Source organism: Microbacterium sp. MTN4-26, assembly GCF_042846595.1.
Taxonomy (GTDB): Bacteria; Actinomycetota; Actinomycetes; order Actinomycetales; family Microbacteriaceae; genus Microbacterium; species Microbacterium luteum.
In genome coordinates, this window is the sequence record NZ_BTGO01000008.1 from 83,962 (window position 1) to 96,253 (window position 12,292).

Below are 12,292 nucleotides of genomic sequence, written 5' to 3' on the forward strand. Positions count from 1 at the left end.
CCTAGAATCGAGGTGCGATGTCCACACCCCCGTCCCGCCCCCGTATGACCGGCATCGGTCGGGTGCTCGTGATCGTGTACGCGATCATGGCCCTCGCCGCGACCGGCCGCAGTTTCGTCCAGATCGTCCAGCGCTTCGATGAGGCACCGCTGGCGTATTCTCTGTCGGCTCTGGCCGCCGTCGTCTACATCCTGGCGACGCTGGCCCTGGTGTTCTCGGCCTCCGCGATCTGGTACCGCATCGCATGGGTGGCCATCGGCTTCGAGCTCGCCGGCGTCCTGATCGTCGGAACGCTGAGCTTCGTGCTCCTCGACCTCTTCGCCCACCCGACGGTGTGGTCCTGGTTCGGTGGGGGATACCTCCTCGTGCCGCTCGTGCTGCCGTTCCTCGGACTCTGGTGGCTGTGGACGCACCGCGCCCGCGTCACCGCGCAGCCGCATACCGCTTCGGTGGCCCCGTGACGGTGTGGCGTCATCCCGACGAGGTTCCGGAGGGCTACGGACCGTCGGTCGTCGCCATCGGCAAGTTCGACGGCGTGCACTCCGGCCATCGAGCGGTGATCGATCGCGCCCGCGTCGATGCCGCCGCAACGGGCGCCCGTGTGGTCGCGGTCACCTTCGACCGCAATCCGCTCGCGGTGCTGCGGCCCGACTCGTGCCCGGATGCGCTGGCGAGCACGACCCAGAAAGTGCGGCTCCTCGCCGACGCAGGTGTGGACGCGTCGCTCGTGCTCACGTTCGACGAGCAGCTCGCCGCCCTGGATCCCCGCGACTTCGTCGAGCACGTGCTCGTCGATGCGCTGGGAGTGCGCACGGTTCTCGTCGGGCAGGACTTCCGCTTCGGCCGCGCCGGTGCCGGCGACCCGGAGACGCTGCGCGCACTCGGAACCGAGCTCGGGTTCGACGTGCATGTCGTCGAGGACGTCTGCGCGGTAGACGGCCGCCGCGTGTCGTCGACGTGGGTGCGCAACCTGCTCGCCGACGGGGATGTGGCCACGGCCGCGCGGCTCCTCGGTCGGCCTCACGCGGTGCGCGGCGAGGTCGTGCACGGGCTGAAGCGCGGACGCGATCTCGGATACCCCACCGCGAACCTCTCCGCCGACGGCGACGGGCTCGTTCCCGCGGAGGGGGTCTACGCCGGATGGCTCGTCGACGAGGGCGAGCCGGCCGGTGCGGGTGCGGCGCCTCACGCCCGCACTCGCTATCCCGCCGCCATCAGCATCGGGACGAATCCGACGTTCGGCGATGTCCTCGTCCGCCAGGTGGAGGCCTACGTGCTCGACGAGACCGATCTCGATCTGTACGGACACACCGTGGAGATCCGCTTCGTGGAGCGGCTGCGCGGGATGGTGGCCTTCAGCGGCATCGAGCCGCTGATGGCGCAGATGGCCGACGACGTCGCCCGCACGCGGGCGACGCTCCTCACGCGCGGCACCTGACGCCCGAGCGCCTCGCGCCTCAGTAGGAGGACTCGTCGACTCCGCCGGCAGCCGTCTCGCCGGCATCGTGCGCGCGGGCGGCGCCGAGGATGGTCGCCGCCGCGGAGGTGCCAAGGCGCGTGGCGCCGGCGTCGAGCATCGCGACGGCCGCGTCGAGGCCGCGCACTCCGCCCGAGGCCTTCACCTGCACGCTTTCCCCGACGCTGTCGCGCATGAGCCGGATGTGCGCGACCGTGGCGCCTCCGCCGGCGAATCCGGTGGACGTCTTCACGAAGTCGGCTCCGGCGGCCTCGCTGAGGCGGCACGCGCGGATGATCTGCTCGTCGTCGAGGTAGGAGGTCTCGAAGATCACCTTGACGATATGGCCCTCAGCCGCCTCGACCACCGCACGGATGTCGGCCTGCACGTCGGCGTCCATGCCGGAGCGCAGCCATCCGATGTTGAGCACCATGTCGAGCTCGACCGCTCCGTCGGCGAGGGCCCTGGTCACCTCGGCGACCTTCGTCGCGGTCGAGGTGGTGCCGTGGGGGAAGCCGATCACCGTGCCGACGGCGACCCCGGTCCCCGTCAGGCGCGCGACGGCGTGGGGGATGTCCGAGGGACGCACGCAGACGCTGAAGACCTTCCATTCGGCGGCGATGTCGAGTTCGGCGTCGACCTCGGCCCGCGTCAGTTCGGGCTTGAGGATGGCGTGGTCGATGGTCGCGGCGAGCTGACGCTCGGTGTAGGTGGTCATGTGCTCAGCCTACGTCGGAGCGGGCCGGGAGCCGGTTGCGGATGCCGGCGAACGAGACCGCGCCGCCGACCGCGAGCAGGGCGGCCGTCACGACGGCAGCGCGGTGGAAGCCGTCGAGGTCGAGGGCGCCGCCGACGATGGTGGCGAGCATCGCGATCACGATGAGCCCCGCGACCCGTGAGATGGCGTTGTTCACCGCCGATGCGATACCCGATCTCGACGTGTCGATCGCGCCGAGGATCGCCGAGGTGAGCGGCGACACCGTGAGGGTGAGACCCAGACCGAAGGCGATCACCCCGGGGAGCACCTGGGTCCAGTAGTCGAACGCTTCGCCGACGGACAGCAGCAGCAGGGCGCCCGCGGCCATCACGATCGGCCCGACGGTCATGAACAGGCGCGGGCCGAACCGGCCGGCGAGGTCACCGACGCGCGAGCTGAAGAGGATCATGAGGATCGTGATGGGGAGGGTCGCGAGTCCGGCCAGGGTCGCCGACAGCCCGGCTCCCTGCTGCAGGTAGACGCCGACGACGAAGCCGTTGAGCGAGAGCGCGGCATAGACGAACGCCGTCGCGAGGTTGCCGGCCCAGAAGTTGCGCGCACGGAAGAGGTCCAGGGGCATCATCGGATCCGCTGCCGTCGCCTGCCGCACGAGGAAACCGGCGAACGACGCCACGCCGACGGCGGCGCTGCCCCAGATGGCGGGGGATCCCCACCCCAGGCTCGGCTGCTCGATGAGCGCGAAGACCATGCCGCCGAGACCCAGCGTGCACAGCACGGCGCCCCACACGTCGACGGTGCGGCCCGGCGCGCGCACATCGGGGCGTCTGAGCACCGCCAGCAGCCACAGGGTGATGACGATCGGCACCACGTTGATGAGGAACACCAGTCGCCACGAGAGCAGGTCGACGCTCAGCCCGCCGATGACGGGGCCCACCACCATCGCCCCGGTCGTGGCTGCCGTCCAGATGCCGATGGCGCGCGCCTGCGCGGCATCGCGGAAGGTCGCCGTGATGAGGGCCAGTGAACTGGGCACGAGGAGCGCTCCGGCCACCCCCTGGAGGGCGCGCGCGACGATCAGGAACTCGGGCGTGGGGGCCGCGGCGATCGCGATCGAGGTGATGCCGAACAGCACGAGTCCCCAGCGCAGCACGCGGATGCGGCCGTAGACGTCGCTGAGGGATCCCGCCACGAGGATCAGGGCGCCCAGGGTGATCAGGTAGGCGTCGACCACCCACTGCTGCGTGGCGAGGCCACCGCCGAGGTCATCGCGGATCGCGGGGAGGGCGACGGTCACCACCGTGCCGTCGAGGAAGGACACGAACGACGCGAGGATCGCGATCGTCAGGACGAGCCGCTGGTCCCGCGGCATCCGTAGCCGCTGGTCCCGCGGCATCCGTTCCGGCATGTTTTCAGGGTACGTCCGCCGCGCCGCCGCGGGGCCGGCCTCGTGGGTCGGTAGAGTCGGTGCCCGTGCCGCCCCTCTGCGGTGCAGCGCCCCTCCAGGAGGTACCGTGACTCGTCAGCACCGGACACCCCGTCTGCTCGCCGCGGGGGCCGCTGCGGCTGTGGCATTCTCTCTCGCCGCATGCCAGCCCGAGCCCGTGGCGTCCGGCAGCGCGGAGCCCGACGGTACGACGGCCGAACCGACCGAAACCGTCGAGAGCACTCCGACCCCGACGCCCACCGAGACCGACGCCTTCGTTCTTCCGAGCTCGTGCGAGGAGATCTACTCCGCGGACATGCGCGCGACCCTCGAGGCGGACAACCCACCGCTCAACGACCCCGGTGTGACGATGTATTCCAGCGAGAACGCCGTCGTGCTCGAACTGATCGACTCGGGTGCCCCGACTCTGCGGTGCACGTGGGGCACTCCGTCCGACTACGGCCTGGCCACGAACATCACCCTCATCGACGACGCGCAGGGCGAGGAGATCGCCGCTGAGCTCAGCGCGGCCGGGTTCAGCTCCGAGGACGTCGCCGTCGGCAGCATCCATCGCATCGAGCAGCGGGGGATCACGCTCGACGACGAGCCGTACACGCTGGGTGAGACCCACGTCATCGGCGACGGCGCGATCGTGACGACCCGGTGGATCAACTTCGCTCCCGAGGGCTACAGCGAAGACATCATCGCCACCCTCTGGGGAGCAGATTCTGCGGATTCGGCCGGGTAGCCGCTAGAATGCTGTGCGGGGATCCCGACCGCCCTGTCGCTGCTCGCTGAAGCGGGTGCTCGCGACCGACGGTGCCGGCATCTCCGCCCCGTGTTCGTGACGGCGTCGTGGCGCCGCCCACGGGAATCACGTTCTCTCGCCGGATCACCGGATCGACCGGTATCCGATCCCTAGGCTCAGGAGGAGCATGCCGACCTCGGCACCCGCCGCACAGACGTCCGCCGCGCGTCGTCGCAAGTCGTCGTCTTCCCGACGCGACGATGAGGCGCCGCTGATCCCGATCCTCGCCCGCAAGGTGCGCGAGGTCGAAGCCAAGGCCCAGCGCGGAAAGCTCGGCCCCACCAATCGTGTCAAGTTCCAGGTGATCGCCTTTCTCGTCCGCGAGGAGCGCGCGCGGGTGAAGGCCGACACTGCCGTCGCCGACTCCGCGCGGGCGGAGCTGCTCAAGCGCCTCGACGGCGTCGCGACGATCCTCGCGAAGACCGCCGCGCGCGACACGTCGCTCATCCAGCTGCTCGAGGTCGATCAGGCCACGTCGCCGGTCGCCAAGCGCATGCGACGGGACTGGCTGCTGGAGTCGGGCGCCGAGCTTCCGCCGGACGAGCTCATCATCACCGACGTCGCTCCTGTCGCTCCGACGGTGGTGCCGCCCGCGCTCGCCGACCGGCAGGTCGTGCCGGCCGGGATCGAGTCGCGCCAGATGGCGAATCCGTTCCTCGCACCCGACCTCACCATGCGCGCGCCCGTGCCGAGCCCGCGTCGTCGGCTCGACGGCTGGGAGCTCATGGGACCGCTGTACAAGGCGTTCGAGACCGGTGCGGGTGGGGCCAGCGCATCCATGGAGCTGCCTCCCGTGCCGGAGTTCGACCGCGTCTCGCCGCGGGGCCTCGAGGTGATGCCGCACCAGTCGCGTTTCCTCGAGGCGGTGCGCGACGGACACCGCAGCTTCCTGCTGGCCGACGAACCGGGTCTCGGGAAGACCGCCGAGTCGGTGCTGGCGGCCTCCGTCGCCGACACCTATCCGCTGCTGGCGGTCGTTCCCAACGTCGTGAAGATGAACTGGGCCCGAGAGGTCAAGCGCTGGACGCCCCACCGTCGCGCGACCGTGATCCAGGGCGACGGCGAAGACATCGATGCGTTCGCCGACGTCTTCATCGTCAACTACGAGATCCTCGACCGCCATCTGTCATGGCTCGGCTCGATCGGTCTGAAGGGCATGGTCGTCGACGAGGCGCACTTCATCAAGAACCTCACCTCGCAGCGCTCGCGCAACGTGCTCGCGCTCGCCGGGCGCATCCGCGAGCAGGTGCGCGACCCGCTCATGATGGCCCTCACCGGAACGCCGCTCATCAACGACGTCGAGGACTTCGATGCCATCTGGCGCTTCCTCGGCTGGACCAACGGCGAGAAGCCGGGCCCCGATCTGATGGCGAAGCTCGACGCGACCGGATTCACCCCTGCCGACAAGGCGTTCTACCCCGAGGCGCGTGACGCGGTGATCTCGATGGGCATCGTTCGCCGCAAGAAGAAGGACGTCGCGGCGGACCTCCCCGACAAGCTCGTCGCCGATCTGCCGGTGGAGCTCGACGACGAGTTCGGTCGCTCCATCCGCGAGGCCGAGCGCGAGCTCGGCGCGCGCCTGGCCGATCGCTACCGCCGTATCGTCGATGCCCGTGAGAACGCGCGCTCCGGGGCGGCCCTGGCTCCGGGCGAGGTCGACGACGACATCGTGCGGCTGGTCGCGCAGAACGAGCTCGACGAGTCGAAGGCGGCGGGTTCGGGGAGCGAGAACGTCTTCACGATGGTCCGTCGCATCGGACAGGCCAAGGCTCAGCTGGCGGCGGACTACGCGCTGCAGCTGCAGCGCTCGGTGGGCAAGGTGGTCTTCTTCGCCAAGCACATCGACGTGATGGATGCCGCCGAGGCGCACTTCGCCGCATCCGGCCTGCGAAGCGTTTCGCTCAGGGGCGACCAGACCTCCACGGCGCGCCAGGAGGCCATCGACGCGTTCAACAACGACCCCGAGGTCGGTGTCGCGGTCTGTTCGCTGACCGCCGCGGGCGTCGGCGTGAACATGCAGGCCGCGTCGAACGTGGTGCTGGCCGAGCTGTCGTGGACCGCCGCCGAGCAGACGCAGGCGATCGACCGCGTGCATCGGATCGGACAGGACGAGCCGGTGACCGCGTGGCGCATCATCGCAGCCCACACGATCGACACCAAGATCGCCGAACTGATCGATTCCAAGGAGGGATTGGCGCAGCGTGCCCTGGACGGGCAGGCCGTCGATCCCGGGTCGAGCGACTCCGTGCAGCTGTCGGCCCTGATGCACCTGCTGCGGCAGGCGCTCGGCGCCGCCTGAGTCCTCCGCATCCGCCCGACCGTGTGGCAGCGGGAGTCCGCGGCCACTAATGTCGGGTGAGGCAGCGTCGCCCAGCATCATCCCGACGATTGAGGACCACAGCATGAAGATCGGAATCCTGACCAGCGGCGGCGACTGCCCGGGCCTGAACGCCGTCATCCGCGGCGTCGTGCTCAAGGGCACCACCACTTACGATCTTGAGTTCGTCGGCATCCGTGACGGCTGGCGGGGCGTCGTGGACGCAGACTTCTTCCCGCTCACGCGTCACGAGGTCAAGGGCCTGTCCAAGGTCGGGGGCACGATCCTCGGCACCAGTCGCACGAACCCCTACGAGGGTCCGCGCGGAGGCGCTGAGAACATCGCCAAGACGATGTACGGCCACCGCCTCGACGGCATCATCGCCATCGGCGGCGAGGGAACCCTCGCCGCCGCGGACAGGCTGTCCAAGGACGGCATCAACGTGCTCGGCGTGCCGAAGACGATCGACAACGATCTGCGTGCCACCGACTACTCGTTCGGCTTCGACACCGCGGTGAACATCGCCACGGACGCGATGGACCGCCTGCGCACCACCGGCGATTCGCACCAGCGGTGCATGGTCGCCGAGGTCATGGGCCGTCATGTCGGATGGATCGCCCTGCACGCCGGGATGGCCGCCGGGGCCCACGTCATCTGCATCCCCGAGGTGCCGATGTCGATCGACGAGATCTGCGAACAGGTCACGAGCGCCCACGCCCGCGGTCGAGCGCCTCTCGTGGTCGTGTCGGAGGGGTTCAAGCTCAAGGACATGGACGAGGCCTACAGTGACAAGGGTCTCGACGCCTTCAACCGGCCGCGCCTCGGCGGCATCAGCGAGCTCCTCGCGCCCGAGATCGAGCGGATCACCGGTGTCGAGACGCGCGCGACGGTGCTCGGCCACATCCAGCGCGGCGGATCGCCTTCGGGCTTCGACCGTGTGCTCGCGACGCGTCTCGGCCTGCACGCCGCCGACGCCGTCATGGACGAGGCTTGGGGTCAGATGGTCGCGATGCGCGGCACGGAGATCGTCCGGGTTCCCTTCGCCGACGCGCTCGGTGAGCTGAACACCGTTCCCCTCTCCCGCTACGAGGAAGCCGCCGCCCTCTTCGGCTGACCACTCGCCCCTCCGGCGCATGTGCCGTCCGCGCCTCCCGGCGTGCCCCGCCTCCCGGCGCGCCCCCGCCCGAGCCACCACAGCATGTCCCCATTTCGGTCCCTCTCAGGCCTGAGACCGACCTTTTCTGGGACATGATCGGCCCTGCACAGGGGGCGGCGCTGCGTTAACTCTCCACAATGGGATGCTGACCGTGCCAGGACTGTCGGGCGGCGAGCAAGCCTCGGAGCATGAAACGGCCCTCCGAGCTCCCCGACATGCTTGCCGCCGCGTTCAGCGTGGCGAGCGCATCCGAGATCGGAGTCGGCGACGGTCGGCTCCGCGGTCGCGACCTCGGTCACCCGTTCCACGGCGTTCGCACTCGGCACCCTGTGCTGCCCGATGCGCAGATTCGCGAGCTCTGCCGTGCCTACGCACCGCGTATGGCTGAGCACCAGTTCTTCAGCCACGAGACCGCGCTCGCGCTCTCTGGGCACTCGATGCCCGGATGGCCGTACCGGCCCGGCATCCACGTCTCGACCCCACCGGCCCCGTCGCGAACCGCGGACTCGCGGCGTCGTCGGGCATCGACTTCAGGCCCGCGAGTCTGCGGTCCGCACCACGCGGGACGGGCTGCCCGTCGAGGACCCTGCACGCGCGTGGCGTCAGTGCGGGTCGCTGTGGGTCCTCGATGATCTGATCGCGGCGGCCGACTCGCTCGCCTTCGACGCGACGCAGGGGGCGTCGCGGATGCAGCTCCGGGACGAGATCGAGATCATGGGCGACGTGCGGGACGGACTGCTGCGGCGTGCGCTCGCGGAGGCGCGTGACGGCGTCCGATCACCGCGCGAAACCCGGTTGAGGCTCCTGCTCGTGCGAGCCGGGCTGCCGGAACCCGAGATCAATTGGGTTCTGCGCGATCACCGCGGCGTCTTCGTCGCCGAGCTGGACCTCGCCTACCCGCGGTGGAAGGTCACGCCCGAATACGACGGGCGTGTGCACGCCGAGGACGCCGCGCAGTTCGCGCGCGACGCCGACCGGTGGGAGGCGATTCGTCGCGCTGGCTGGCGTCATGTCCGCTGCCTCGACCATCACGTGCGGGGTCGAGGCATCCCCGCGGTGCGTCTGGTCGTCGCGGCCCTCATGGAGGCCGGCTGGACACCACCACGCACCATGTCCCAATATCTGCTGCCCTGAGGCCGCTTGGGCGCAGAGAGTGGGACACGCATCCTCTCGCCGCCGGAGCGTGTCCCACTCTCGGCTCTCATGGCGGCTCATGAGGACAGAAATTGGGACATGCCGGGGTTGGGGATGCGCGGCCGCCGGGGTGAGGGGATGCGCGGTGGGGGAGGCGGGGTGGATCAGGTGGGATCGGCGACGCCGAGGGTGTCGAAGATCCAGGCGAGCTCGTAGGCGCGCTCCTGCCACGAGTTGTAACGGCCGCTGACGCCGCCGTGACCGGCGACCATCTCGCACTTGAGCAGCGCGTCGGCTCCGACGTCGCGCAATCGCGCAACCCACTTCGCCGGCTCGACATAGAGCACACGGGTGTCGTTGAGCGAGGTGACGGCGAGGATGCGCGGATACGTGACGCCCTCGCGCACGTTCTCATAGGGGCTGTAGGACTTCATGTAGGCGTACACCTCGGCATCGTGCAGCGGGTCGCCCCACTCGTCCCATTCGATCACCGTCAGCGGCAGCGTCGGATCGAGGATCGTCGTCAGCGCGTCGACGAAGGGGACCGCGGCCAGGATGCCGGCGAACAGCTCGGGGGCGAGGTTGGTCACGGCGCCCATCAGGAGCCCGCCGGCCGATCCGCCCTCGGCGACCATGCGCTCGGGCGTGGTGTATCCGCTGTCGACGAGGTGACGCGCGCACGCGACGAAGTCGGTGAACGTGTTGCGCTTGGCCAGGAGCTTCCCGTCCTCGTACCACTGCCGGCCCATCTCACCGCCGCCGCGCACGTGCGCCACCGCGAACACCACACCGCGGTCGAGTTCGCTCAGCCGTGCGATCGAGAACCCCGGTTCGATCGAGTGCTCGTATGAGCCGTAACCGTAGAGGTGAACGGGGCGAGGGGTCGCGCCGGCCTCGCCGAACGAACGCTTCCAGACGAGTGAGATCGGGATGCGCGTGCCGTCTTCGGCGTCGGCCCACACCCGCGCCTGCGCGTAGTCGCCGGGCTCGTATCCGCCGAGGACCGGCTGGCGCTTTCGCAGGAGGAGCGATCCGGTGGCGAGGTCGTAGTCGTAGACGGTCCCCGGCGTCACGAACGAGCCGTAGCCGATCCGCAGCACGGGCGGCGCCCACTCGGCGTTCCCGCTCGTGCCGGCCGAGTAGAGCGGCTCGTCGAACGCGATCTCCGAAACGGACCCGGAGACGTAGTCGAGCATCCCGAGTCGCGCGAGGCCTTCGCGACGGTAGCCGATGACCGCCCAGTCGCGGAACGTCGACAGCCCGAGCAGTCGCGTGCCCGGCGCATGCGGCAGCACGATCTGCCGCTCTCCGGTCGGGTCGTCGGCGGCCACGCGCACGAGCTCGAAGTCGAGCGCATCGCTGTTGTGGAGGATGTACAGCACGTCGTGACCGTCGACGACGGCGTGCGAGACGTCGTATTCGACGCCCTCGGTGCGGGGCCACACCACCTGCGGCTCGGCGCCGAGGTCGTCGGCGGGCACGAGCCACTGCTCGGAGGTGACGGAGGACCCGGCCTCGATCACGAGGAAGCGCTCGCTGCGGGTGAATCCCGCCCCCACCCAGTAGCGCTCGTCGGGTTCGTGGTGGAGTCTGCGGTCGGCCGAGACCGGCGTGCCGATCTCGTGGAGCCAGACGGTGTCCGGCCGCCAGGCGTCGTCGACCGTGGTGTAGACGATGAACCGGCCGTCGGGGGAGAACTCCGCGCCGGCGAACGTCTCGGGGATCACGTCCGGCAGGTGACGGCCGGTGGCGAGCTCGCGCACGCGGATGGTGTACCGCTCGTCGCCGGCGACATCGACGCCGTAGAGCAGGAGGGACCCGTCCGCGGAGACCTCGAAGCTGCCGAGGGAGAAGAACTCGTGGCCCTCGGCCTCGACGTTGCCGTCGAGCAGAACCTCCTCGCCGGGCACGGGCTCGTCGGGGTGGAGTTCCGGCGGGGTCCAGTCGTCGGGAGAAGTGAGCGGTGCGCGGCACTGGATGCCGTACTGCTGGCCTTCGCGGGTGCGGCCGTAGTACCACCACTCGCCCCGGCGGATCGGTACAGAGAGGTCGGTCTCCAGCGTGCGCGCCTTGATCTCCTCGAAGATGCGTGTGCGCTGGGCCTCCAGATGGGCCGTGCGCGCATCCGCGTAGGCATTCTCGCGCTCCAGGTGCGCGATCACCTCGGTGTCGTCCTTGTCGCGCAGCCACTCGTAGCGGTCCTCGACGTCGTCGCCGTGATGGCTGCGGATGACGGGACGGGCGGCGGCGCGGGGGAGGGGCGGCTCGAGGGTGTCGGTCACCCCTCCACGGTAGCCCGTCGGTGCCCTGGCCTAGGCTTGGGCGCATGGTCGCCGCATCCGTGACGTTCGGTCAGCACGCCCCCGCCCAGCGCACGATCCTGCACCTCAGCGACACCCACTTCCTCGCGGGGAACGCACCGCTGGTTGGGGTCTACGACACCGCGGCGAACCTCGAGGCCACGCTTCGCCGGGTCGAGCGCCTGGGCACTCAGCCCGACGCGCTGGTGTTCACCGGCGACCTCACCGATCTCGGCGAGCCCGAGGCCTACCGAGCCCTGCGAGCCGCGGTGGAGCCGATCGCCGAGGCGCTCGAGGCACCGCTCATCTGGGTCGCGGGAAACCACGACGAGCGGGCGCCGATGCGGCAGCATCTGCTCGACCTCGACCCCACCGAAGAGCCCGTCACGTCGGTCACCGACCTCGGCGGCCTGCGGATCATCGCCCTGGATTCGAGTGTCCCCGGTTGGCACCACGGTGAGCTGGATGCCGGGCAGCTCGCGTGGTTGGCCGAGATCCTCGCCGAGCCCGCCCCGCTGGGCACCCTGCTCGCGCTTCATCACCCGCCGCTGCCGTGCCACCTGCCCGTCTTCGACATCCTGGAGCTGCGCGACCAGCCGGCGCTCGCCGCCGTCATCGCCGGCACGGATGTGCGGGGAATCCTCGCCGGGCACCTCCACTACTCCACGTCGGGAACGTTCGCCGGCGTGCCGGTGAGCGTCGCCGCGGCGACCTGCTACACCATGGACATCTCGCGTCCCGCCGTCGAGGTCAACGGGATGGATGCCGGTCAGTCCTTCCATCTCACGCACGTGTACGCCGACACCGTCACCCACTCCGTGGTCCCGGTCGTCGAAGCCCCTTCCGGCGACTTCTTCTCGCAGCAGTGGGTCGACCGCATGGCCGCGCTCAGCCCGCACGAGCGCCTGGAGGCGTTCTCCCGGAAGCGCTGACCGTCCGCGGCGTACAGCGGCGATAGTCGGTTCCGCCGCGATGTCCAT

At 70.0% G+C, this 12,292-nt stretch carries 10 protein-coding genes; 7 read left to right on the forward strand and 3 right to left on the reverse strand.

Annotation, left to right across the window (positions count from 1 at the left end; translation table 11 throughout):
* Positions 1 to 17: 17 nt before the first annotated feature.
* A complete protein-coding gene (locus ACGG9C_RS08675) occupies positions 18 to 461 on the forward strand; it encodes a hypothetical protein (protein WP_071045673.1) in 444 nt (147 codons plus the stop codon).
* Positions 458 to 1,438, forward strand: a complete 981-nt coding sequence (locus tag ACGG9C_RS08680; protein ID WP_071045743.1) for a bifunctional riboflavin kinase/FAD synthetase — start codon at positions 458 to 460, stop codon at positions 1,436 to 1,438. The genes ACGG9C_RS08675 and ACGG9C_RS08680 overlap by 4 nt, the downstream gene beginning before the upstream one ends.
* A gap of 19 nt (positions 1,439 to 1,457) precedes the next feature.
* Here the strand turns inward: ACGG9C_RS08680 and deoC are convergent, their stop codons facing one another.
* Both deoC and ACGG9C_RS08690 read right to left on the reverse strand, forming a co-directional pair.
* Positions 1,458 to 2,174: a deoxyribose-phosphate aldolase gene (gene deoC, locus ACGG9C_RS08685; protein ID WP_071045674.1), complete on the reverse strand. Its 717-nt coding sequence runs from the start codon at positions 2,172 to 2,174 to the stop codon at positions 1,458 to 1,460.
* A 4-nt stretch (positions 2,175 to 2,178) separates the two neighbouring features.
* On the reverse strand, positions 2,179 to 3,579 hold the full coding sequence (locus tag ACGG9C_RS08690) for an MFS transporter (RefSeq protein WP_390178556.1): 1,401 nt from the start codon (positions 3,577 to 3,579) through the stop codon (positions 2,179 to 2,181).
* A gap of 106 nt (positions 3,580 to 3,685) precedes the next feature.
* On the opposite strand from ACGG9C_RS08690, the gene ACGG9C_RS08695 reads away from it, so the two are divergent.
* From ACGG9C_RS08695 to ACGG9C_RS08710, 4 genes are all read left to right on the forward strand, one after another.
* Complete coding sequence (locus ACGG9C_RS08695; protein ID WP_390178557.1) at positions 3,686 to 4,345, forward strand: hypothetical protein; 660 nt, start codon at positions 3,686 to 3,688, stop codon at positions 4,343 to 4,345.
* A gap of 187 nt (positions 4,346 to 4,532) precedes the next feature.
* Entirely contained in the window at positions 4,533 to 6,704 is a 2,172-nt protein-coding gene (locus ACGG9C_RS08700; protein WP_071045677.1) for a DEAD/DEAH box helicase, read from the forward strand.
* A gap of 103 nt (positions 6,705 to 6,807) precedes the next feature.
* Entirely contained in the window at positions 6,808 to 7,836 is a 1,029-nt protein-coding gene (locus ACGG9C_RS08705; protein WP_071045745.1) for a 6-phosphofructokinase, read from the forward strand.
* A 729-nt stretch (positions 7,837 to 8,565) separates the two neighbouring features.
* Entirely contained in the window at positions 8,566 to 9,012 is a 447-nt protein-coding gene (locus ACGG9C_RS08710; protein WP_390178558.1) for a hypothetical protein, read from the forward strand.
* A 164-nt stretch (positions 9,013 to 9,176) separates the two neighbouring features.
* Here the strand turns inward: ACGG9C_RS08710 and ACGG9C_RS08715 are convergent, their stop codons facing one another.
* Complete coding sequence (locus ACGG9C_RS08715) at positions 9,177 to 11,294, reverse strand: S9 family peptidase (RefSeq protein ID WP_390178559.1); 2,118 nt, start codon at positions 11,292 to 11,294, stop codon at positions 9,177 to 9,179.
* A gap of 44 nt (positions 11,295 to 11,338) precedes the next feature.
* On the opposite strand from ACGG9C_RS08715, the gene ACGG9C_RS08720 reads away from it, so the two are divergent.
* Positions 11,339 to 12,244 carry a phosphodiesterase gene (locus tag ACGG9C_RS08720; protein ID WP_390178560.1) on the forward strand — a complete coding sequence of 302 codons (906 nt, stop codon included), beginning with the start codon at positions 11,339 to 11,341 and terminating at the stop codon, positions 12,242 to 12,244.
* Positions 12,245 to 12,292: the final 48 nt, after the last annotated feature.